The 23,333-nt window shown below is 41.9% G+C and carries 20 protein-coding genes; all 20 read right to left on the bottom strand.

Going from position 1 to position 23,333, the window contains the following annotated elements:
• Positions 1-37 precede the first annotated feature (37 nt).
• The 20 genes from AF333_RS10625 to AF333_RS10535 all read right to left on the bottom strand — a co-directional run bounded on the left by AF333_RS10625 (position 38) and on the right by AF333_RS10535 (position 23,321).
• Complete coding sequence (locus AF333_RS10625) at positions 38-6,865, bottom strand: hypothetical protein (RefSeq protein ID WP_052811899.1); 6,828 nt, start codon at positions 6,863-6,865, stop codon at positions 38-40.
• Positions 6,866-6,935: 70 nt separating this feature from the next.
• The gene (locus AF333_RS10620) at positions 6,936-8,570 is read right to left on the bottom strand and encodes a hypothetical protein (RefSeq protein ID WP_043064945.1); all 1,635 of its coding nucleotides are present in this window, start codon (positions 8,568-8,570) and stop codon (positions 6,936-6,938) included.
• Positions 8,571-8,587: 17 nt separating this feature from the next.
• Positions 8,588-9,535 carry a hypothetical protein gene (locus tag AF333_RS10615; RefSeq protein WP_043064944.1) on the bottom strand — a complete coding sequence of 316 codons (948 nt, stop codon included), beginning with the start codon at positions 9,533-9,535 and terminating at the stop codon, positions 8,588-8,590.
• Position 9,536: 1 nt separating this feature from the next.
• On the bottom strand, positions 9,537-10,610 hold the full coding sequence (locus AF333_RS10610) for a hypothetical protein (RefSeq protein ID WP_043064943.1): 1,074 nt from the start codon (positions 10,608-10,610) through the stop codon (positions 9,537-9,539).
• Positions 10,610-12,025, bottom strand: coding sequence for a hypothetical protein (locus AF333_RS10605; protein ID WP_043064942.1), 1,416 nt, complete (start codon positions 12,023-12,025; stop codon positions 10,610-10,612). The genes AF333_RS10610 and AF333_RS10605 overlap by 1 nt, the downstream gene beginning before the upstream one ends.
• Entirely contained in the window at positions 12,025-12,678 is a 654-nt protein-coding gene (locus tag AF333_RS10600; RefSeq protein WP_043064941.1) for a phage adaptor protein, read from the bottom strand. Before AF333_RS10600 ends, AF333_RS10605 begins: the two co-directional genes overlap by 1 nt.
• A gap of 10 nt (positions 12,679-12,688) precedes the next feature.
• Positions 12,689-13,894 carry a DUF6273 domain-containing protein gene (locus AF333_RS10595; protein WP_043064940.1) on the bottom strand — a complete coding sequence of 402 codons (1,206 nt, stop codon included), beginning with the start codon at positions 13,892-13,894 and terminating at the stop codon, positions 12,689-12,691.
• A gap of 33 nt (positions 13,895-13,927) precedes the next feature.
• Positions 13,928-14,437 carry a hypothetical protein gene (locus AF333_RS10590; RefSeq protein WP_043064939.1) on the bottom strand — a complete coding sequence of 170 codons (510 nt, stop codon included), beginning with the start codon at positions 14,435-14,437 and terminating at the stop codon, positions 13,928-13,930.
• A 4-nt stretch (positions 14,438-14,441) separates the two neighbouring features.
• Positions 14,442-14,840, bottom strand: a complete 399-nt coding sequence (locus AF333_RS10585; RefSeq protein WP_043064938.1) for a hypothetical protein — start codon at positions 14,838-14,840, stop codon at positions 14,442-14,444.
• A 15-nt stretch (positions 14,841-14,855) separates the two neighbouring features.
• Positions 14,856-15,362 carry a phage adaptor protein gene (locus AF333_RS10580; protein WP_043064937.1) on the bottom strand — a complete coding sequence of 169 codons (507 nt, stop codon included), beginning with the start codon at positions 15,360-15,362 and terminating at the stop codon, positions 14,856-14,858.
• Between the two features lie 62 nt (positions 15,363-15,424).
• Positions 15,425-16,327: a Mu-like prophage major head subunit gpT family protein gene (locus AF333_RS10575; RefSeq protein WP_052811897.1), complete on the bottom strand. Its 903-nt coding sequence runs from the start codon at positions 16,325-16,327 to the stop codon at positions 15,425-15,427.
• A gap of 11 nt (positions 16,328-16,338) precedes the next feature.
• Positions 16,339-16,755, bottom strand: a complete 417-nt coding sequence (locus AF333_RS10570) for a hypothetical protein (protein WP_043064936.1) — start codon at positions 16,753-16,755, stop codon at positions 16,339-16,341.
• A gap of 5 nt (positions 16,756-16,760) precedes the next feature.
• Positions 16,761-17,651, bottom strand: coding sequence for a hypothetical protein (locus tag AF333_RS32685; protein WP_175537473.1), 891 nt, complete (start codon positions 17,649-17,651; stop codon positions 16,761-16,763).
• A 179-nt stretch (positions 17,652-17,830) separates the two neighbouring features.
• Complete coding sequence (locus tag AF333_RS10560; RefSeq protein ID WP_043064934.1) at positions 17,831-18,010, bottom strand: hypothetical protein; 180 nt, start codon at positions 18,008-18,010, stop codon at positions 17,831-17,833.
• A complete protein-coding gene (locus tag AF333_RS10555; RefSeq protein ID WP_043064933.1) occupies positions 18,007-19,995 on the bottom strand; it encodes a portal protein in 1,989 nt (662 codons plus the stop codon). Before AF333_RS10555 ends, AF333_RS10560 begins: the two co-directional genes overlap by 4 nt.
• On the bottom strand, positions 19,995-20,162 hold the full coding sequence (locus tag AF333_RS33565; RefSeq protein WP_158502337.1) for a hypothetical protein: 168 nt from the start codon (positions 20,160-20,162) through the stop codon (positions 19,995-19,997). The genes AF333_RS10555 and AF333_RS33565 overlap by 1 nt, the downstream gene beginning before the upstream one ends.
• Positions 20,163-20,193: 31 nt before the next feature.
• Positions 20,194-20,385: a hypothetical protein gene (locus AF333_RS10550; protein ID WP_043064932.1), complete on the bottom strand. Its 192-nt coding sequence runs from the start codon at positions 20,383-20,385 to the stop codon at positions 20,194-20,196.
• 15 nt (positions 20,386-20,400) lie between these two features.
• Positions 20,401-22,143, bottom strand: a complete 1,743-nt coding sequence (locus AF333_RS10545) for a hypothetical protein (RefSeq protein WP_052811894.1) — start codon at positions 22,141-22,143, stop codon at positions 20,401-20,403.
• Positions 22,140-22,748: a helix-turn-helix domain-containing protein gene (locus tag AF333_RS10540; protein WP_043064931.1), complete on the bottom strand. Its 609-nt coding sequence runs from the start codon at positions 22,746-22,748 to the stop codon at positions 22,140-22,142. Before AF333_RS10540 ends, AF333_RS10545 begins: the two co-directional genes overlap by 4 nt.
• 42 nt (positions 22,749-22,790) lie before the next feature.
• Positions 22,791-23,321 carry a 3'-5' exoribonuclease domain-containing protein gene (locus AF333_RS10535; RefSeq protein WP_043064930.1) on the bottom strand — a complete coding sequence of 177 codons (531 nt, stop codon included), beginning with the start codon at positions 23,319-23,321 and terminating at the stop codon, positions 22,791-22,793.
• Positions 23,322-23,333: the final 12 nt, after the last annotated feature.

The following is a 23,333-nucleotide window of genomic DNA, read 5'->3' as shown; positions in this document are numbered from 1 at the left end:
CAAAAAGGGCCTTCGCTAGTGCGAAAGCCCACCTTGGTTATTGCATTGGATTCAATGTCGTTTTGTAGTATTCAATTGCAATTTTTAGTTTTTCCTTATCATTAGGCGGAAGCGAATTGATAAATTGTTCTTGTACCTCATCTTTCATACCAAACAAAGGATGCATTGATTTCATTGAACGCTCAAACCCTTCGTCTGTTCCGCCTAATTTGATATACTCCTGTGCATATTTTTTAATCGCTTTCTGATCCTGGTATTTAATTGCTTGTTTCAAATTGTGTAAAGTAGCCGATTTTTCTGTTGAAATCCCCCCGCTAGTCCCTCTTCCGATTCTATTTAGAAATCTGCGTTTGTTCGATAACGTTTCATAATATGCAGTTTCACGCGGGTCAGATTTATACCACAGAAAATTATCCAGGTTTTCTGAGTAGGGTCTTTTTGGTAATCCTTCAAGATACTTATACTCATTTTTTACACCGAACACATTTGCAATGTATTCCCCGATACTTCCGAACTCTTTCGGATTCTTCGGATCAGGGTAATAAGATTGTCCACTAATGATTTCAAACATCATTTTAGGAATGTTATTCATCATCCCTGCAACTTTTACTACTGGTTTTGACAAGTTTTCTGTTGCGACTTCTTTGAATGTCCTACGTCCTTCTATAATGTCACGCGCATCCAACGTCATTGATTCTATACCAAACCATTCGAGAAAATCATCCAAGGTTCCAACGCGCGAGAAATAAAGGACTTCTCCTTTACTATTTCTACCTAAGATAATGTGTGTTTTCTGACGTTCACGTTCTGGTATCTCATCTTCTTCATCACCGAACATGAGATTGTTCCATAATGCAATAAGAATAGTAAACCCGGAAATTTTCAATGCGAGCGATCCCATACGATACGCAAGGTATGGAGCACGTATTGCAGCAGAACCTAGTATCTTTTTCCCGGCAGCCGTAGCGATACTTTCATTTTGTGCGGCATTTTTAACCAGTTGTATATATCCTCTAAAGTTTGTCTCAGTAAAAGAATAGTATGGAACCAAATGTGTACGCATGGCATTTCCAAATACAGAGACGGAATCATAAGCGCCAAGCAATTCATTTGACAATTTAAATGCCTTGTCCCTCGGATCAGAAAGTGCGTCAATTTCTTCTGGAATACTCGCTCCGTAACTATCCGGCTTTCCATTGTTTTTCTTAATTTGTTCCAAAAAACTAAGATAGTTCGCGTATCGGAATAACGAACCAAGGTAATTCGAGAAGGATTCAGCACCTGACCAATAACGACTCCATAAGTGTTTCGGCATTTTGACGACTCTTTTACCTAGAGGAAGCCGTTGATATTCCTGGAATTCAGCAAACATTTTTAACTGGCTAACACTCTTAACATCCTGAATATGCCGCATCGTCATAATGCCACCACGTTCAAACCAATCCTTCATATCTGCTGACATAGCACGATCATGCTTGATTACATCGTACAGTTCTGTGGCTGCGCGTTTCACATACGATATCATTTTCCCGTTCATCATATCTTTTGCATTGCCAGCTAGGGTCTTATCTATATCACCCGTAATGTTTCTCAGGTTATACTTTATTACACGAGTCGGTCCTTGAAGTTGGAACTTTTTTAACCAATTCATAAATCTAGCATTGGCTTTAAGCAACATGTCAGGAGTCGAATCGGGAAAGAGGTTATCAAGCGTTTTTGCCACTTCTTCCTTCACGACAAATTCCGTTCGTTTACCTCCTACCGTCATAGCTTGACGGATATCGTTTTTTGTTACACCGAGCATTTGAGCAGCGCCTTCAAACAATGATTTTGCCATATGTTCTGGAATGGTATTAGACATGAAGAATAAGTTTCCTTCCCGCGGCTGCCATGTCGTGTACCCTTCCGGTATTAACGATTCCCATGTTACATGTTTGGAACCAAGAATATCGTTTTTAAATTCTCTACGCAAAGCAGAATACTTCAGGATGGTTTTTGCTTCAATCGATCCTATCTCATCCTTTTGAGCAAGTTCAGAAAGATACTGATATACCTTTTTGTTATCCTCTTTCTTTCCAGCAGCTAATTGATTCACTACATCCTTATATTCTTGGTTTTCTCCTGTCCAAAGTTTATCCTTTTTGGCTAACGCCTCGATTTTACCGAAGGACATACCTTGATATTGACCAAATTTCTTTATCACTCGCTCAATCATGCTTTCTTCTTCGATCCCTTTCAAAGAGAGCGTTTGTTGATTCAGTGCCATATCTCCGATGTATAAACGAGCATATGATTCTAATGCTGCAAGCGATTCCTTCGGCAAACTTCTCCATCCATCTTGTTTCTCTTGCCTTACTATCTCTTCAAATTTTTGTTCATTTTCCTTTTGCGCTTGCTTTTGAAGCGAGTTGAAAACATTATATTTATCATTAACCATTTTAATAACACGAGCTGCTTCTCGGTCAAATAACATATGGGACATAACATCGTGTTCAGCTTCGATGTAATTACGCAAAATGTTTTTATCTGAACCCTCACGTTTCTTCAAATACGGGCTGCCAGTCGGTGTTTTTAATTTCTTTCCTGTTCCCTTGGTACGATTCTTTTCTACTTGGGTTAGCACGATATGGCGAAAATAGTCATTATTAGTGAATCGATCACTTACATCAAATCCAATTTGTTTCATGGCCGATACATACTCTGTTTTAATGGCATCCCATACTTTCTTCCGTTCTTCGATGGCTTTTTTTACTTCAACCTCTTTATTTACTTGGTTCATTAAGCGTTCATGCTCTTTTATAAGTGTGGACTCATCGAATCCGAACGGGAGCTTGCGCCCCTTTTTTGCATCTTGTACCAAGTCATTGAGTACAACCGAACGCTCAAATAAATCATATTGTTTTTTATTTAATCCAACGATTAAACCTTGAATAATTCGAAGCGTCCGATCATCAGCTACCCCACGTTGACGCCTCAAATTTAATAAATCATTTCGAAGTTGACTAAATTCTGCATTATGAGGCAGATGTTCAAACTCGCGTGTAAATTGCCTTTTAAATATCTCCCATTTCTCGGCTAATTTTTCTCGTATTGTTTGATATTCACGTTCTCCAGACGCTTGCCATTGCGCTTCAATTTCTGGATTTTCAAATGCATAATCGCTTTTTTGTCCTGACTGTAATGACTTTTTGCTTTCTTTTTTATTGCGTTTAGATACAATCCCGATTTCTTGTGTCCCGCGAATATTACGGTTTACTTCCCGTGACATACGGCGTTCAGCTTCTTGTAATGTGTTAATTAATTCAATATTATCATTGGCCCATATGTCGGTTTTTCCGTTCGTTTCTACTCGGACAGATGTTGCATCAATTTTAATGATTCGCCCATTTTCTTTTGTTTTTTTATGTTTTACTTTATCTCCAATTGAATAATTAGTTTCATTAGTTTCACTAGATTTAACAATATTATTTTTTGGTTTTTCTTTTGAAATCTTTCTTTCTATATTTCCTTCTGTAGATTTTTGTCTTTGTTTTTTCTCTGTCTTTCCTGTGCTTTCCTCGTGATTTCTTGTTCCCGTTGCTGCATTCGTTTCTCTAATTCCTGTACGACTTTCTCGTTCGTCTGCAAATAATGTGGCTTGAAGAGTTTTGTCATTTTTGTCTATCCTCCTGAATGTGGCTGTCAGCATATCCGCTTTTGTCGGTGGTTGTTCACCGAACAGACCTAATTGATTTGGGCTGCCGGTAGACTCAACCGCATGAGCGTAAGTAAGTAAAAATTCTTTTGTAGCCTTGATGCTCTTTGCTTGGTCAAAGAAACGTAAAATGCTTTTACCTTCCGGCGTCAATTCCTCTTCTAACATGCTAAGTTGGTTCAGGTAGGCATCTACCTTCCTACCTTCATAACGAAGCTCAGACAGCTTATTCATGGCTACTGTTAAGTCACTGGATATGTCTACAGGGAAGAACGTACCGTTCTCTATTCCCTGTTTGATATACGCCATACGCGGAGCTGCAGCAAGCATACCCTTAATAGTATTTTGTACATTTGTTTCCGTAGCTTCAGCAAGTTTCTCAATAGCCGTAGCATCTCCGTATGCTCTGGCGAATACCGCATTTTGGACTCGGCGTAGACCATCGGCATTTAAAGCTCCATCTTCTGTCATGTAGCGAGTTCGCTCTGGTGTACTCATGGTTTGGTTCATAAATTCAGTGATAAAAGAACGATTTCCGGCCGTATTGATGTTCCCGTTGTTGTCAGGAGTAAACAGATTCATAAGGCCCTGACTAATTTTATCTGCATCGATAATAGCTTGTTCTGTCGCAGACAAGGCAGCCGTTTCCGGGGCATTTGCCTTCTTAGCGAAATCTGACCGATTCACCTCAGTTTCACGTACACGGACCAATACCGGCTTACTCATATTCTCAATATCAGCAGCCGATAATCCAAACTCTTTCGCGTTCTCTGTAAGATATCGCTTATATTCTGCGGCCTTCTCCGGGATACCTTCATATACTTTTTTTAAAGCAATAGTTCGACCGTTCCCGGACTCAACAACATTATCCGGGCCAATAATTGGCGCGCCGCTCGATACATTCGGGCTTGTTCCTAACAATTTAGGATTTAGCTTTCCGGCGATTTCGTTAATCTGTTGTACCATTCCCTCGCGGGTACGGTCGCGCGGTTGTAGTTCTTGTGGATAGTCTGGATTCTCTTTTATATTAATATCGTTTGAGGTGATAAGAGAGTCTGCATCTTTGATGGCATAACGAAAAGAAATCTCCTGGTTATCAGGAGTAAAAGCACTGTCCGTTTTTCCTTCAAGCGAAGTATTATCTTTTTTCACTTGTCTTTGCATAGCTGATGGTTGTGCTTCAAGATTATTTGGATTCTCATATCCCTTAACTCTGTATGATCCGTCCGGTTTTGTTTCTAAATCCAAACCAGTGTAATATTTAACGACTCTCGGACCACTTGACCATCCCCCGTTTATCGGTACAGTCCTGCCATCCTCCAATTTAATTTCTGTATGGTATGATCCTTCTTTATTCGGACTTGTTACCATGAATTTAATATTCTCAGGATCATTAACAGTTACGTATAATTTCTCTCCATTGTCCATATCGATCTCACGGTAAACCTTCTCTTTTGAAGGCTTATCCATAAAAGTAAATCCCGTTTCCGATATAGGGGGTATGTGTTCTGTGTTTATGTCTGTTTGCCCTATTAAATCAAATTCCTGTTGTGGTTGCATTGTTTTTGTAACTGGTTCGTTATTAAGCACTGGTCTTTCATTTGTGACCAGTCCCATTGTTTGCGTTTGGCTTGACACTGGAGGTTGCTGTACACCGGATTCTGCTAACCCACGCCACACATTGAAACGTACAATAGAATCTTCGATCCCTTTTACCGCTACCAGATCATTCGCTGCCTGTGCCTGCTGAAGCGCAGATTGCAACTCCGCTCGTTTCATGTCAGCAGTTTCTGTATCGAGATTCATCGTAAAAGACTTCGCATGCTTCATGAACACCTGATCGATATCCCGTGTACTATCAGCAAATATCTTCCGAACATATTCATTGCCTTTTGGCGTTTGGGATAATACATCAAGCGCTTTGTCCCGTGCATCGATTGGGTCCATACCACTTTTTATACCTTGTTCATGTACCTTATCGTATTCTTGTCGTAAATCATTCGGCATATTGTCTATCGCCTTTGTCTTTAATCCGTTGTATGATTCTCTTGCAGCCGTAGCAAGCCCCATTGTTCCACCCATGAGCGCTCCGATCGTGAAAGCTTCCCATGTCTGACTATCCATTTTGAAGGGATCGCCTAAAGAAGAACGTTGCGCCCATTCCTGGTATACTTCCTCTCCACCTTCAATTGCGGCATTTGCACCGATTTTAAAGGCTGCATTGGTCTTTGGACCAACATTACTCGTTAACTTACCAAGTGTTTTTGAAGAGATTTTTCCACCGGAAAATAAGTCAATTAGCTGCGCGGCGTCTGTGGTAGCCAAGGCCATGTTTTTTGCAAATGTACTGTTCGCTGCTTTCTTCGCTTCCTCTTTGCTCATACCACGCTCTAAAGCTTGCTCTAGGGTTTCGCCAGCCTCCATTGCACTTTCTGTACTTCGACCCAAGAGAGCGCCACTAACACCTTTTACAACGGTCTGACCAAAGGAGCCTAGTTTTGTCAAACCGGCTGCTGCACCAGCCAATTCCCCTCCTGCTAATCCGGCAACAAGCAAACCGGCCGTAGTTGGGACGGAACGGGATACACTTGTAGCATACCAATCTGGATCAAGTAAGGAGGATGCGGAAAATTCCTTATCATATTTCGTATCAAATCCTTTTGTTACATCTTCGCCTACTTCTTTCAATGCCTTTCCAGCATTCTCAAATCCAAGATAGTTCACTGCGTTTCCCAATGATTTTACAGTGTCCCCGGTCCCGGCACGTAAAGATGTACCGACCTTATTTAAGAAGTTCTGGTTTTCTGGTTTCGGATTTTTCATCCCCTTATAAATTTCTTTCATCGGACCGAAATTGCCATCACCATTAAATAGCGCCCTAGCAGCATGATCGGCAATAGTCGCAAGAATCGGGTGCTTTTGGCTGAACGTTTCTGGTTGTGCCGGTTTTACTGATGTTTTAGGTGTTTGATAGGAAAGACTTGAAAGCTGTTGCCGCGCCAGCTCTTCTTTTCTCTTTTGTTCTGCTGCCCAAGCATCCGCTTGCCTGTCTACTTCTGCAAGATGGTCGAAGAACTGCTGTTGCCCATCCGAAATTAAGTCTGATAGCGTTTTTTTTCGGGAAGGTCCAACACCGTTTCCGTTTTGTCCAAATAAGTCGCGTAAACTCATGTCCTCACCCTTTCTTAACCATAGAAAAAAGCCTGTTGATCACAATGTATCGAACAGGCTTTTGCTAGTTCTACTTCATCAATCCACTAAGGGCACCGCCACCACCGTTTGCTACAGCGTCACGCTGACGAAGGATGTAGTCTTTATAACTTTCTCCTTCTTTACGTGGAAGAGTTTGCTCTTTTGCCTTTTGGCTTAATCCCTGCATAGCTTTATTCCAGGCTGCTTCATTTTTGTATTTTCCATTAGTAGCCACCTCGATAAGCGTGTCGCGTACGGTTTGTACATCATAACCTTGGCTTGAATAAGCTTGTGCATTACTGGATATTTGCTGTAGCACTTCTGGAACAGCAATAGGTCCTTGGTTTTTCATGTCCGAGAAAAGTTGTAAGGCTTCTGCTCGTGTATCATTTTTTGATTTTTTCACACCGCTTGCCATTTCATTCATTTTTTTGATTTCGGCATTCGTTCTGTTTGTATCATTCGTCAGTTGTCCTTGCTGGTACTGTTTTTGCCAAGCGAATTGATCGCGGTTTAATGAAAGATTATTGTCAAACTCGTATCGGCGATCCTGGCGACCAGCGTCAAACTCGTATCGGCGATCTTGACGTCCAAGGTTAAACTGACGTTGATTCTCTCCAAAATTCTTATCGAATTTATACAAATCATCCTGACGCCCAAGATTAAACTGGCGCTGGTTTTCATTGAATGTTTTATCGCGATAGAGATTATCCGCTTTTTGTTGCCCGGCGCGGAAGTTATTTTCCCATGACTGCTGAGTTTGTTGTGAATCGAATTGACGATCCCATTTATTATCTTCTCGACTTCGGTCATATAATCCCATCATCAGATTAGATAGTTGTTCATTTTTGCGAAGGTCAATATCCTGCATTCGGTTCAATTGGTTAATGGCTGCTGAAAACACCTGTGAGGCCGCCTGCGCCCGTGTAGCATCCCCACGCATTTGTGCCTCCGCTCCAATTTGCGCTGCATGTGCAGCGGCTTGCGCTAATCCTGCGGCTCGGTTGCTTTCAAGTTGCTGGTACTCTGGGGCATACGCACCTGTTACCTTTGCTTGTTCGTAGCTCATTAAATTAGAGTCCTCAATCCCTCTGTTCCGCGCCGACTCCATCATTCGATTCCAGGAACCGGTTTCCTGTCTTTTTAGGTTACTTTGCGCTTGTTGATATGCTGCATTTACCGCTGCTTCCTGCGCACCCTTTGCTTTGGCCGCATAGTCCTCCATTGCGCTTTGTGCGCTTCCAGCCTTGCCAAGCATGCTTTCATAAGCGCCACGGAACATGTTAAAAGTCTGATCGAAGTTCTGTTGGTTCAATTCCCGTACTGGACGATTAAGCATTAAATATGCCGCCTGGTCATATCCGATCATTGCCCGATCGTTTTTATTAATCGTATAATCTCCGCGATTCAACTGCCCAGACGGTGTTGTAATCCTTCCTGTCTTTTGATCCCATCCCACACTATCATCACGACCGCCAAAGAGAAAACGCACACCGATTTGGCCCTGTTTTGGTTGTATGGCCTGTTGATGTGCGTTTGCATTTAAATAAGCTCTCCCATTTTCTATCATGTACGAACCATCGTTGTATGTCTTTCCATTTACGGTTAATTGTCTTGATTGCGGATTGAACGTAGCGTTCGGGTCCATATCCCGCACCCAAGACCAACCTTTAGGTACAGCCATTTATAACACCTCATTTTTTACATAGAGTTTTTGATTGCCATTCCAATGACAAGACCTTCATAAAAGCTTCGGTTTATACCACTCATCCCATAATGACTATGATTGTTATAGATATTAGAGGCTTTTATGTTTATACCAATGTATAACCCTCTTATAAATTCCTGTTCATCGATAACCGGAATCCTTTTCACATTTTTTAAATACGTATGAAAATAACCGTTTTTTCTAGAGGTTGTTGTCTTATACCCTGAAAAATATGATTCATCTACACCGCCAACATCGACAATTTCAGCCTCTCTGGAAAAATGCATGACTGAAGGTACTCCATTAAAACCATCTGCGCCCAGCGCTAATAAAGCTTTTCGATTTGTGATAGGTTCAGATTCCAATAAAAATGTTGGGTTAGGTCCACCAACCATTCCGCGATAAAAATTAAATCCACTTTCGATCACAACATAGGAAATCCTAAAACCAGATAGCCAATGAGCTATGCAAAATTCATAAAATAAATGTTCATCATTATTTATGGAGTACCAACCATTTTCACCTAGGTTTAAATACCCTACCTTCTTATAAAACGTAGAATAGTAATCTGCATAGAATCGTCGGAAAGATTGATAAGATATAGAATTAGGTGATTCTGTACCATCAGGTAATAGTATAATATGCGAATGAAAAGGAATTTCATTAAATCTCCAAATGTTTTCCTGAGGGAAATCTTCGACTGGTGTACCAATCGGGTCTAAAAGTATGTCACTTTGAGAATATTCATGGGCGTATGGTATAAGTAGTCGTCTTTCCCCTACTTTTTTAAAGTTTTGCATATCATACCCAATCACTTCCGTTGCCTCATACAAAATGATACGATGAGTAGGGAAATACTTTGTGATAAATCGTTCAAGGTTTTCGATCGGTGGCATAACATCAAACCCCTGTAAATTAAACAGTTGTGTAAATTTACCCATGTTACATCTCCGGATATTCTATAATTAATTTTTTGCCAAAGAATTGATCCTCAGGATCGCTTGTTATTTTATTGATTCTCCCTAACCCGTCTCTGGAAAAAAACAGCGTTCGATTGTTTCCATTCTCAAAAGTGATTGTGCAAGCCAGTTCGGAAATTGATATTTTTGACATTTTCGGTATTTCGGTATTGGTTGAAATTCGATTTATAGTTATTTCATAACTTTGAGAATAGGTTTTTGTTTCTTTTGTTACGCTATCTTCAACTAATACATTAATGGTAAAAGGATAATCGAATGATACATAGTCTGGTTCCCCTGTAGGACGACCGTTAAGTATGATCTCTCCGATTTTCCCATTATTGAATCCAATAGAGATACCCGTAGGTAACTTTCCATTGGTCACAGTTACAGATTTTATCTTTTGATTATTTCCATAAGAAAACTGTATGGTCCATTTATAGTAAACACCTTGAATGCCACTAGGAAGATTAACAACTCGAAACGGATCTTTTTCTATTCCGCCATTTCCGGCCCCCGTTCCAGGTTTCCGGCATAAATCGATATAAAAGACACCGAAATACTCAGATACCGATGTTGTAGCATATACCGCAAACATATGACTTGATACTTTGTACATATCATCAGGGATCGGAATAGGGATTCCATTTTCATCAAGCGGTCCAGTTGGCGTCCCTGTAAGTTCGCCCGTTTCCGCTAACTCAATACCGGATGGTAGATCGCCATCTACAATTTCCCATGTAGCTGCTTCATTTGTAGGCACTGAAAGCATTTGGCTGTACGGAACTCCGATATACGCATCATTTAAGTTCAATGATTGAATACTAGACGCTCCAAGACTAGCAAGCGCTGCTTCTATTGCTTTTTGAATAGCGTCCATAATATCAGGGCTTTCGACGATTGTTTCATAAAATTGGGGGCTTAGGTTTTGTCCATCGAGTTTCTTTTGATTTAGAAGCCAATCTAGCTGTCGAAAGTTCTCATTGTACTTATCGATCAATCGTCGTAAGTCCTGGGTAGTATCATATCCAACGCTGTTCAGTTGAACGATTGGCATTATTTCACTCCCCTAGCCACTACAGATAAGGTTAATTTTTGCAATTCGCTAATCCGCTCTTTGGATGTGATTTTCAGTGAGATATTCCACCCCTTCACGCCAGACATACGCACACGTTGCGACTTCTGTTCTCCTTTTTTTACCTGCAAAGGAATGGGTTTAAATGTACGGGATTCATCGTCTACGAATGGAAGAACAGTTAAATTGAAATCATTTCTTGCTTCACTGTTTATCCAAAGAGATTTAACTTTTACTTTCCTAGATTCTAAATCAAACGGACCAATCATAAATTCCGTTTCGATTGGTGTTCCTGCGTCGTCACCTTCACCGGCGAGTTTTATGATACGTCCATCTTCAGTTCCAAAATATAAGAACTGTTCCACTCCGTAGTAAGCAACTGCACTCTTAATACGAAAAGGGAACTCATGGATGTACCAATTCTTCTCTAATAAGTCGAATACAAAGCAAACAGTAGGATTACTGGGGAACACAAGCCAAAACCGAACGCCGTCTGTATGTGTAAATGCACTACCCATATCTTTGTCATATAGTAATTCATCAATCTGCTGACTAATCGGGTATGTGTCAGAACCAGAATAAGCATACACTCGCTTGTCGTTACCTACCCATATAATGATTTCCCCGACAAGTTGAGCAAGACCAGTGCCATATACACCAACACTTCCTCCCGTATTGACTTCGAAATTGTCTTTGCTATACCCGTATATACGCCAGCTATTCCGGCGCGTTAAAAGGAATAGGTGTGTATTAAACGGAATGGCTTCGATGATGCTGGTACCCTCACTACTTCCGATTGCAAGTGAATGGTCAGGGGGCCATACATCTTTATTCATCCCTAAATCAGCACCGTCTTGGTCCAGCAACGGACCATTGAAATAAATTTTATTTCCGTTTTCCTTTTCTGGTGCAAAGCCGAACAAGTATTTCCGATACGAAAGAAAACGAGACATAGAGGGTACCGGAGAAGATGAAATTACATCATTGCCATTCTCCCGTTTGCTGATGTTTTTCAAATCTTCCGTTGTTCCAGTTTTCAAATCATAGCTAAACATTTGATTTCCATTCCCGAATATAATGAATTGTGAATACTGCACACTATCCAGGGGAGGTCCAGACAATCCAGAACGAACAACTGTTTTGTTACTATCATCTACAAGATATAGTGAATTTTCTACTTCAACAAAAAGCTTTTGTTGTGTATTTATCGTTCCACCTGTATGCATACTCTTTATAGGCGAAGAGAAGGAAGGCCCTAAATATGAACAGCCCTCCCGTGTAACGAGAGAGCCGCTTTTCGTCCAAAAATTTTTCCCGATCGACGCCTGACCAAGTTCACGGGTATGGAGTTTATTGATACCCCCGAATTTCGTAATGTCAATTGGTTGCTTTTCCATTAGCCATTACCACCGCCTGCTTGTAGCTGCATAATCATCTTTTCGTATCGCTTTCTTTTATGTGGTTCCAGCTTAATTTTTTGTTCAAGCGTAAAAATCCGTTTGTTCATTAGATAGTCATTATAGAAGTCATTTTTATCGTCTAACTCTTCCTCTTTTTGTTGAGACTTCGCACACATATAATCAACAAGAAGGTGATGGAACTGTTCAGGAAGCCCAGCCACAAGTTCAATATCATCTTCAACAGAAGATACATGTCCGAGCTTGGAATAAAAGTCAATTCGACATGTTCCCGCATCGGCCGATTTTATTTTTTGTAACTTCAATTTGTTATCTATGATCTTCCAGCCTTCAGTTGCATTATTAGTGAAAGAAAGCATCCGCAACTGACGCATGGATTTACTGTCTGGTTGCGTCTCAGTAAAGTACACACTAATGATTTGATGTTGATGTTTTAAATCCTGATCCGCGAGTAAATCGATCTCTGCGTTGCCGCCTGTTAATGTAATAGGTATCCCTTCTTTTGAACGAAGAAAATAGGCAGCCGGAGTAAGATCATCCAATGCTAAGTTAATGTAATCGATCCAGGTTGGTTCGTCATACACTTCTTCCGATTGGAGTTGTGCCAGGTCAATTATTTCGTTTACTTTCATAGTAACACCTCTAAAACGCAGGGAAAGAAATCCCGGTTAGCCACAAATAGCCTGATTTTGCCCGATAAATAGAGACTTCACCCTTTCGATTAATACGTAATTCTGTAATCTCAGCACTATTTTCATCTGCTCCGCTAACAGCAAAAACAGAGATATCAAATACAGGGCGATACTCTTTTTTCAATGTAAAAATGATGGTTCCATCTGTTGTGGTTCCTTTATAGATTTTTCCTCGTAAATGAACCATTCCATTATTATCCTTACTGCAAGATGTTACTCCATGGTTAAAGTAAGATTTATCTCTCCATCCTTCTGACAGTGTAATCATTTCCCATTTCGGTACATCAGCTTCTCTTCGATCCGGTATTTCAGTTGCTTCGATTGCACCATCATTTTTATTAAGCATAAGTAATTTATGAGTATCTTCTACAGTAAAGATGCCATTTTCATCCGGAAAATCAGATGCCATGAGCGAATCATCTACATTCATAGCTGGACGTATACCACAATCCCAATTTGCAGATTGGTTACTGATACCGCCATAAAACTCAACAGTTTTATGTCTGCCCGGTGTATTTTTTTCTGGTGTTCGTAAAGACCAAGCTGTATATACCATCCCCTCAAGAGGATTAACTGAAGAAGTTGTGTTCATTACAGCTTGCCAAGTAATAAAAGCTTTACGGGAATCGTCAGTTGCGTTTGAAAATAACTCTAATACGCTTCCTTCTTCTGTATTGAGCGGATCTATCTCTGATTGAGATAGCAAAAATACTTTGTCTTGTATTTTTTCAATGCCATCGTTTTTTATAACGCTTAAATCTGTGTACAGTATTGTATTGTTCTCCTTTTCTGTAAAACTAGATAGGAACCCAAGTGTATGACTGTACCCCGAATGTGTCGCAAAGTTTTCAACTGTAGGTTCTGTATCATGTTCGTGTGTAGGTTCAAACCATTCTTCACCAAATACATTTAACCATTGCCGAATATTCGAAAGAGTATAATCACTATTTCCAATTGGGTTATTAGGTTCTTGGGCATCCATTCCATGAAGATCGATGATATATTCGCTTAAAAGCGTCACAGAATTATCGGGGTATCCAGGATGATTTTTTGCCGCAACCGTCCATATAATAGGTTCTTTTCTGCTTTTTTCTACTCGATATGACCCAAAATAAATTTTACTTCCGATAGGTAAGTCTCGAATTGGTTGTGCCATCTCTTCACCGCCTAAAAATCCAGAAAACAGGATTTATTTAATGATAATTCCTTTTCCTCTCTTAAATAGAATCGTAGTTGTAGATAAGGCGAACCCAAGATTTTGTACCACAAGTCCAGGGTATACATTTGGATTCGTTACCGCTTTTCCTTTTTCATCAAAATCTAGGAAGTATTCACTCCCCACTGTTAATCCTGATAATTTATCGTTTTCTCCTTCCAAGTAGACGGATGCATTCCCGCCTGCGGCTACTGAATTTTTTACAAATCCATGAGCGATCCTTGTCGCACTTTGCGCATCAGCCAAACGTATCTTTGTCGTTCCAGCATCATCAAAAATATTTACAAAGTCACCCGCCGACAACGCTTCGTAAGCAGGTGCAACGTATGTGGTTGCCCCAAGGCCGGAAGGCATCACCGTTGGATCAAGTTTTCCTGTTTCATCTAAGCCGACTGGCTTCCCTTTGTCAGCCGCCCCTGCACTGGAAACTACCGGATTTACCGCTTCCTGTACCCCGTTTTTTCCTATTGTAATGATTTTCATATCATCAACCTCCAAGTACGACCGGCTCACCGATCTGTAATAGTATCGTCTGCTCGTTTTCTGCTACCCCAATACGCTGCACGAATCCCACTGACGGCGGATCATGTGAAATCATTCCTCCTGACGAAACAAAGCACTTTGCTCCTGGCGTTAGTTTCCACTTTGCATGTGTAACAGAACCGGAGATAGCAACCTCTATACTTTTCCCTCCGCTCCGCGTTTCCAGCGCGATACCAACTACTCGGCCCGCATGTGTTTCATTTAACGCATTGGCGGCAGCTACAGTGTTCCTCCGGTCCAGATACACCACTTGTCCCTCATTAACTCCAGCGGATATATACCGCTTATTTTCAGGCTTTGTACTCGGTGGACCAAACGGATAATCATGTAAGGTGTGTGTCAATCTTTCCACCACCATTCAAAAATTAGTTTTTACGCGGAATGGCTTGTTTTTGTATTCCACTGTACTTTTAAGATCGGAAATTCCTTGTCTGAACTCCGATTCCCATTTCATGCTCATTTCTACCTCACCATTCTGAACGAGCTGACAAGACATAAGATATTTGACCATCGGAAGCATATACATAGGTGATAGACTTATTTCATCCTCGACACTTTCAAGCCGTTTAAAATAACTTCGATAAGCCAGATCATACGTTCCGCTATCAGGGAATAGCAGCTTATCGTTTCGTATGATGTATCTACGATACGGGCGCCCATCTTTCGTTAAAGCAATCACCGAAACAAAATCGTTCGGCAGAATGTAAACATGACCCGCTTCCGCAACAAATGACATGTTTTTCTCCGGCCATACCTTCTCACCCATCTCATGTATACAATCATTCACCCAATCGATAGCATCCGTATCTTCGATTGATTCACTTAAAAGCTGTTCGGCACGCACCTTAATCTCTGCTATGTTCATGCGCATCACATCCTTATAAAAAAAGCCCCGGTAAAATACCAGGGCTGTCGTCTACGCAGCCATTAAGAAGGTTTATGGCCATAGATAAAACTTGGGTCATCCCAACCGTAGGAAAAGCGAACAACCGTTTTGTACTTCGCCACTTCCGTATCAAAAATATTTTCACTTTCTAGCTTCGCTTTGCGGCGGTCATACCAATTAAGGAATGACTTCATTCGTTCGGAGTCCACCATAAACCATGCTTTCGGATCAGTAAGGAACGGCCACTCAATTACATTGAGCGAACCTTTCCAAATGTTGATATTATTTTCGTTTGTATCCGGTTCTTTTTCTGTATCCGCAATAACCAACGCTGCTTTACGTAATTCTCCGGGAACAATAAGTGTATCCGGCTCGACAACAAGTAAATTGCCTTTGTCATCGGTCCAGCGGCGCATCTCTGCACGAGTTTCCTCTACGCTAGTTGCATTTAATTCCTTATTACCGGCGTTTTTAAATGTATCCGTTGAACCTGGGGCAATTGGGTGATCGGTTGCACATAGTGGCTTGCCATCAGGACCAACCATACCGCCACCAAATGCGAAATTAAACGGAGATGCCGCATGAACTTGGCGTGTACGGTGTACAGAAGTTGTAAGTAATCGAACACGTTTTTTAATCTCTCCGTATTGATCGTCTTCAACCAGTTCACGTTCAACCTTTAATCCTTTAGAATATTTTCTGTGACGATATGTTGATGTGAAGCCTTTGTTTACGTCCTCGTAGGCCACTTGGCTTCCGCTCTGTTCCCATTCTTCCATCAAACCAATGTTACCCATTCCGAGATTCGTTTCTTGTGCTTTTTTCGAACCCTCTACGTTATAAATGGTATTCACATAATCTTTGTGCGCCTTCATGTTTTTATCAAAAATAACACGCAAGTTCGGTTCAAGCAGTTCTACCCATTCTGGTGTAATGAAACCCATCTATATCACTCCTAGTTGAATAGACGCTTCACAATAGAAACGTCCATTGTTTTTTTGTTTGTATCGATCGCATGTACAGCCAGTGGCCCATCCACTACTGCCGTATCTACTAAGCGAGAGCTTTTCAGTCCAATCCCTACCGTATTGGCTGTCACATCTGCGCCGGTATACGACACACGATAAATGTTACCTGGCTCATCATAAACAGGACCGGTTTCTCCGGCCTTTGCTGAAGAAATGGAAGTCGCCATTACACCAACTACATTATCCTTCGTTGTGTCATTGGCTTTCGTGATATTTCCATTTGCATCAATTGTAACTAAATCGCCCCGCTTGAACGATTCACCTGTTTTAAGCGTATATGACCGTGGATTCGCGTCTACCATTGCAGTATTACGGATAAATTCAAATCCATATGTTGTTGCCAATTCAATCACTTCCTTTTCCCGCGTTCTTTTGCGATACGTTCTTGCGCCTTGGCTACCTCTTTCGGATCAAGGCCAAAGTTTGCAGCCATAGCGCGCGCTTGCTTAGAAAGCGTAACGTCTGACTTTCCGCCCGACGTTCTTCCTTTTTCTGCTGATACCTTTTGTCGCTTATTTGACATTGCCAACGCCCTCTTTTCTGCACCTTGCCGCACACCATCCAACAATTCACCGTCAAGCACTTTAGAACCGATGACATATCGAGCTGCTGTGTCAAAGTCAGTAAAATTACCATGCTGAGAGAATGCATCGATTTCCGCTTCATACTTTTTGATGTGCGGATTCTTGATTAGTTCAGCCTTTTGCTGACTATAGATGAACTCCCGCTGTTGCTGTTCGAATGCAGCTTGCTTTTCTTCCATCTCCGCAAGCTGCCGATCTTTATCAACCAGCTTTTTTGCATCTTCCTCTGACATTCCGTTATCGATCAGCTCTTCAATCTTGTTCTGTCGCAACGTATCCATGACTTGATGAATGTCCATGCCAGTTGAACGCTCCAGCTCACGGACTAGGCGTGCATATTCGTTGTTGTTCCGTCCTAGTCGCTGCTGGACAATTTGATCAATCTTTCTCTGCTGCGCTGGGGTAAACTCGACTACTTCCGGTTCCTCTTTTTCCTTTTCATCCTCCGGTTCTTCTGAATCTTCTTCTACATCATCTTCCTGGTTCTCATCGATTTCCGTGTCTGTTTCATCGTCCAGTTCGTCTTCATCAATCACATCGTCATCCAGATCGTTCGGATCGTCATCTACATCGCTTTCATCATCAGCAAAAAATTGTAGGTGCATTGGCAGGTACAGCTTTTCTTTCTCCATTTCATCCTCCGTGTTTAACGTCACATGGACGATCCTTTGCTGTTCTTTATGTGGTCTGCAGCATGTAAAAAAGACCATCAAAAAAGCCACTCCTAGGAGCGACTTCATAAAGGACTTGATTCAATCCACAAAGTATAAAATTGGTGGCAGATGAGCAAAAACAGGAACATTTATTCTTATTTTATATAATTTCACTTCATCTTTTATTCTTTTCCGTATCGTTTATCCACCTTAGCTGTAATATCTTCTGGGTTATATCCCATGCTGATGTTACGATCTAAAGCAGCATCGATCTCTTCTTCTTTCGGGAATCCAACGGTTTTCACTCTGTCGATTACATTATCCTCATGATCCAGGACTACAACATAGAAGAGCTCCTTCATTGTGCTCCACCTCCTAACTGTTCTTGAATCCGTTGCAACGTAGTTGCCCGTGCTTCTGGTGTCATTTGTTCCAGTTCATCCATTATTTCTGGATTCTCTTGTGCAATGCGTTCCAAGACTGCCGCTGTATTTTCATAGGCTGCTTGCGCTTGCGCGTCAATGTCCGCCTTCGGGTCGGAACCCGGTGGAATATATGGTTGTGTTGCCGGTGGTACCCCACCGCCCATTGCTTGTTGTTGGGCCATCATTGCCTGCTGCTGCATCATTTCTTTTTTCTCACGTTCTTGCTGTATCATATGGGTCCACGGCGGAAACTTACCATGTTCCATGACATAGTAGAAAATTTCCCCATCGATGGCCCCGCTAGAGTACAATTCTTTTGCCATCTCCATATAGAAAGCACGATCCGTCGGCATCGTGGTTGTGATACCGCATCTCACGTCAAACTCTGGCGAATAGACCTCATAGTCTTCGCCTTCTACCATGCCTTCTTCTGGCATAAACTCTTTTAGCGGCATTACGCTGCCGGTATTGTAGTCATATACCTTTTGAATGTCTTGGACAGCAAACATACCGTATTTGATTCTTTTTCCGTCCTCACCTTGTCCAAGCAGACGATAGGCCCGCTTTTCTTCATAAAAACGGCTAATCAGGTTGTTTATCTGTATACCTACCTCTTCATAGGCAGTCATCATAGACATTTCCTTACTTCGTAATCGCACCTGCGCCCGTTGTGCAAGCAAGTCTAATGCCCGGAACGCAGTTATGGAACCCGGCGCCTTCCCCTGCGATATGTCAAAGCGGCCAACGATTGTCTGCATTGTCTTTTCAATCCGTCCGGTTTCAGCAGTTAATGATGCCGGAGCGCCTTGTCCATATACACGTTGAATATTCTGCGGGTTATTGGTAGGGAACCACATACCAGGAATAGTGCCATAATTCTCGATATAATCCCGCTGCTTCTCTGAAACCGCATCTTCTTTGTAGAATGTTTGCCCAAACGCCCCGTGCATGTTTGCTTCGAGAATCATTTCACTCGTTTTATTAAGAACGATCTGCGGCGATTTAAGGAAGTAAGCTTCCCCAAACCCCCACGGACTGTTTTCTCGCGGGTAACATTGGCGTACAACAAACGGAAACTTCGCATCTTCGCCCGGATCGTAATACACATAGTTTGCATGTTTGAGATACACTTGCTGGCTGTCACCGCACCACCATATCACATGGAGTCCTGGTCCTTCGTCCTCTTCTCCATCATCCAAAATCATTGGTCGACCGCGATACCATGTTTCTACAACAAGCACTTGCCCCTCATCATCCAAATTCGATATATCAAGGTCATCCTCTTCAACCATCATATCTGCTCGTTGTGTGTCAAATTGGAGATCCTTTACTCCATATCGTTCCTCAACATCTTCTGTGGTACGGTAAATCGCTTTATGGACCCGCCTACCGTCATTAATATCATCCGTTTTACAACGACCATCAACAAAGAATGATTGGGGATGTGTGACCTCCCATCGAATATCACCCTTCCAACGATTCGGCCCGCGTCCGCCCTGCCAGTATTCATCCCAGTATTGGTGCCAGATTCCCGTACCATACAAGAAAAAGTTGCGTAGCCAACGCTCCCGCTCGGCCGTAATTCGATTTTTGTACCCAATGAACTGTTTCAGCTCTGACATAATGTTTGCTGCATCTTCGTCGCCCTCTTCAACCGGCATATCGGTAAGCTCTACATCTTGTGAGAACTCAGCAACCAAACTTTCAATCAATGCAAACGAGACATTTTCGACCACGTTAGGCCGTCCTTGTTTTTGTTCATCATTACGCAACGGTATTCCATTCGGCCCAAGCAGATCCCAGTGATCGCTTTTATAGAGCTTATACATCTCCTGCATCTCACGGGTATACTCATCTTTTGCATTACGGTCCAAGTCAAACCATCGATAGCAGCGCTCTACTGCTTCCTCTTTCGTTCTCATTATCTATCCAGCTCCGCACTTGTAATGATGAATTGATCACCTTGCTTTTTCCCGAACACATACAATCGGATCGGCATATCATCTTTCAACAAACGTACTTCTGATGGCAAAGCAGATAGTGGAATGGTAGGCTGTACCTGTTCTTCTACTTTCCTTTTTGGTGGCATCATGATCCCTCCCTTTCTTTTTGCTTCTCATCTATGCAAAAAAACTGCGTTGCCGCTTTGGTTTATCTTCCATTTCCGGTGTATCATCTTCACCCGGAAGGTTCTCATATTCAATTTTGCGGTCGTCTATCTGGCTGCCTTTGTTCCTCTCTTTTACTTCCGCGTATACGGCAAGCAAAACAATTGTTTGAATCGTTATGCCTGCTATAACAATCCATTCCATGTGTGTTCCTCCCTATCAAAGACTTGGCCCGCGATATCTTGATCTGTCATCGTCATATTCATCACGGCCTGATTCCTTATCGAAATCATGCTTTGGCGTGTTATGTAAACCGCCTGGAACGATCGGTTCACTTTCAAGGGCAACGCCACGAATAAACCACCCGATCATTGCAGCAAGCAGAATATCATCACGGCACCCTTCCTGGTGCTGCGCCTTTCCTCTTCGTTTTACAAAGGTACGCATTTCACCAAGCAAACGGCGACAAGGAATCTTGATTAATCCGTCTTTATAAGCTGTGCGGTAATCTTCTACAATCTGTGGCCGTGTCTTCTGTGTGGTAGGAAAGCCCTCTTTCTCCAGCAGATTTCCCTTTTGGTCATAATCCCGATGCGTGTATAGGTTCGGATATCGGAAGATTTCCATGAGCGCCAAAAGGACCGCATGACCATGATTATTCCTTTCGGGTGCCAGTTTCGCATTGTTGTACATTCTTCCGAGTTTATCCAATAACCTAGCGTGGTCGAATGGTTCTTCCCAACATTGCAGCGTTGCGACAATCTCACCCGTTCTTCGCTTGAATACAACGGCTGTTGAAGCGTCATTTTCATCTTCGTCCAACCCTTCTGCCACATCACTACCGATTTCATATTTCTCACCCGGCTGCGGTTCTTCCCATATCCATAATCGATCATCAAAATCTTTTCGTATGGGGTCCGGCGCATGCAGGATATCATGTTGTATTTGTTCCTGGTTGAATATAGGGCGACCGGATACAAGAAACGCTTCTTCCGGAAAAGATGGATACTCCTGCTGGAATTGCTTTACATCATTGTTACACTTGTCGATGATAGTGCGCCGACGCCATTTAAGCTGCTCCGCGGTTAAGTTAAACCGTTGCTGCAACTCCTTCTCCGTTGCATCCATCGATTCAATGAAAGCATGAAGTTCTTCTTTATTTTCAAAGTCCATACGATAACTCGGAAACTCATGCCAAGCAAAGAATAAAGGGATATAACTGCTCTGACCGTTAACCGCTTCTTCCCATTGCCGGTGATACGGTTCCCCAATACCATTGGCTGTGCTCTCGATAATACAAATCGTACCTGGTGCATCGGAAAGCGCCTGATTAAGCGCTAGTAAATGCTTTTGTTTTTTTGATTCAGGCCAGTGTGCCAGTTCCGAAATGTGCAGGTAGTGAATCGTATCAGAACGGCCCATTGTTGGCGCTTGGGCGGACTCTACTGTAATTTTCGAATTAAGCCCCGGTTTCTTCCGCTTTGCCGCCCGATCCTTTGTCGGATTCTCGAATGTCATCTTCTTTGCGTTATCATATTTACGCATTGGCCTTACAACACCTGGTACGTTCTCATAGTATGTTTTAAACATATCGTACAAGTTACTGGCTGCTGCATTGTCATGCGCAACAATCTTACTATTACGCGCTTCTGTTAACGACGAAAAATAGTAGACAATCGCCTCTGCTGTTGTACTGAATCCCATTTGTCGCGCTTTGAGGATAATGATACGTACCGGCTTACCTTTGAGAAGTTGTTTGAATACCGTTTCTACTAGCTTCTTTTGTGCATCATTCAGAATAAGCGGAACAATACCGCCCTCTTTCGTCTTAATACGTAAGCAACGTGCGCAAAATTGTTCAAAATCCTCTATGATATCGATAAGCTGTAAGGCTTTTTCCCGGCCCCTCTTTTTAGCGAACCGACGAATCTTTTCTTTAATTTCATGGGCGATTTCAATCACAAGAAATCATCCCCTAAATCATCGTCGTCATCGTCATCTGTATTTTTTGGCTTCACCTTCATACGCTCAATATCAAGCATCTCCAGCTTTGCCACCTTATCCGATAAAATGCCGATGTAGTTATTTACATCACCCATCTGTACGCCAGCAACCTTTTTCAGTCCCTTAATTACTTCTGCAAGGTCCTGCGTCATTTTTAGATACAAGGTAGCCTGCATCATCAAATGACTTCGTGCCTCAATTGTTGCCGGTTCGGTTTTAAGCAGCGCATTAATGTCTTTCATCAAAGATTGGACCATGCTGATTGCCTGTAGTAGTTTGTCCTGCCCTTCATCAGCAGCTTTAATCTTCTTATCCATAAATGAACGAGCGCCTTTTATAGAATCGAAAGCGTTCGTTATAAACTCTTCCTTTTTTTGTGTTCGGATTCGTTCGAACTGTTCGAGCAAGTCCTCCGAAACGCCATGCCCTTTTACAACCCTGTTTACAGTGGAAGGGCTTATGCCTAATTCTCTGGCAATCTGCCTTTGACTTACGCCTTCCGATGACATGGCAAGAATCTTCGCTTCCTGTTCTTCTGTTAATTTGTTGTGCTTTCTAGACACTACATAGCCCTCCCCCCTATCCGTGATAAATAAAAGCCCTCTCTATAGAGAACTCATGATTTTCTCATAACACGCTTTAATTACTAATGCATCATGAAGGGCATTATGCTTAGTCCCTGTGATCCCTACATACTCTTCACGGTTAATATTAGGGTCTATGCCCATCACCTTAAACAAGGTTGATATATCAAATGGGATATAATATACGTTCTTAGGGATACGAAATGCATGACCAAACAAATCACAGAACAACACCCAATCATACGCCAAGCAATCAGACCACATTTCTACCTTCTCAAACTTTGCTAACCATTGACTCAACATAATGCTAATTTGATTAAGACTATCTTTCATCCTTACATTGTCCCAATCAACATTGTTGTAATGCGGCCTTTTATCATTTAAAAGAAGGTTATCCAAGACGTTTTTCTGTATCCATTCATCGATTTGACTTTTATCATACTCTGTAGATTCCGCATAAAACGTCCTTCCATCCTCCGCTACCAATCCTATACTGATTAGCGTTGTGTTCTTGTGCAATCCTGTAAATTCGGTATCAAAGAATACCTTCATACTCATTCCCCT

Source organism: Aneurinibacillus migulanus, from assembly GCF_001274715.1.
GTDB classification, from domain to species: Bacteria; Bacillota; Bacilli; order Aneurinibacillales; family Aneurinibacillaceae; genus Aneurinibacillus; species Aneurinibacillus migulanus.
The sequence above is the reverse complement of the archived record's forward strand: the minus strand, read 5'-3'. Positions and strand labels throughout refer to the sequence as shown.

Bases quoted from the DNA above. Each gene is read 5' to 3' on its own strand.
- AF333_RS10625 (WP_052811899.1), bottom strand. From the start codon at position 6,865: ATGAGTTTACGCGACTTATTTGGACAAAACGGAAACGGTGTTGGACCT.
- AF333_RS10620 (WP_043064945.1), bottom strand. From the start codon at position 8,570: ATGGCTGTACCTAAAGGTTGGTCTTGGGTGCGGGATATGGACCCGAAC.
- AF333_RS10615 (WP_043064944.1), bottom strand. From the start codon at position 9,535: ATGGGTAAATTTACACAACTGTTTAATTTACAGGGGTTTGATGTTATG.
- AF333_RS10610 (WP_043064943.1), bottom strand. From the start codon at position 10,610: ATGCCAATCGTTCAACTGAACAGCGTTGGATATGATACTACCCAGGAC.
- AF333_RS10605 (WP_043064942.1), bottom strand. From the start codon at position 12,025: ATGGAAAAGCAACCAATTGACATTACGAAATTCGGGGGTATCAATAAA.
- AF333_RS10600 (WP_043064941.1), bottom strand. From the start codon at position 12,678: ATGAAAGTAAACGAAATAATTGACCTGGCACAACTCCAATCGGAAGAA.
- AF333_RS10595 (WP_043064940.1), bottom strand. From the start codon at position 13,894: ATGGCACAACCAATTCGAGACTTACCTATCGGAAGTAAAATTTATTTT.
- AF333_RS10590 (WP_043064939.1), bottom strand. From the start codon at position 14,437: ATGAAAATCATTACAATAGGAAAAAACGGGGTACAGGAAGCGGTAAAT.
- AF333_RS10580 (WP_043064937.1), bottom strand. From the start codon at position 15,362: ATGAACATAGCAGAGATTAAGGTGCGTGCCGAACAGCTTTTAAGTGAA.
- AF333_RS10575 (WP_052811897.1), bottom strand. From the start codon at position 16,327: ATGGGTTTCATTACACCAGAATGGGTAGAACTGCTTGAACCGAACTTG.
- AF333_RS10560 (WP_043064934.1), bottom strand. From the start codon at position 18,010: ATGAAGGAGCTCTTCTATGTTGTAGTCCTGGATCATGAGGATAATGTA.
- AF333_RS10555 (WP_043064933.1), bottom strand. From the start codon at position 19,995: ATGAGAACGAAAGAGGAAGCAGTAGAGCGCTGCTATCGATGGTTTGAC.
- AF333_RS33565 (WP_158502337.1), bottom strand. From the start codon at position 20,162: ATGCCACCAAAAAGGAAAGTAGAAGAACAGGTACAGCCTACCATTCCA.
- AF333_RS10550 (WP_043064932.1), bottom strand. From the start codon at position 20,385: ATGGAATGGATTGTTATAGCAGGCATAACGATTCAAACAATTGTTTTG.
- AF333_RS10535 (WP_043064930.1), bottom strand. From the start codon at position 23,321: ATGAAGGTATTCTTTGATACCGAATTTACAGGATTGCACAAGAACACA.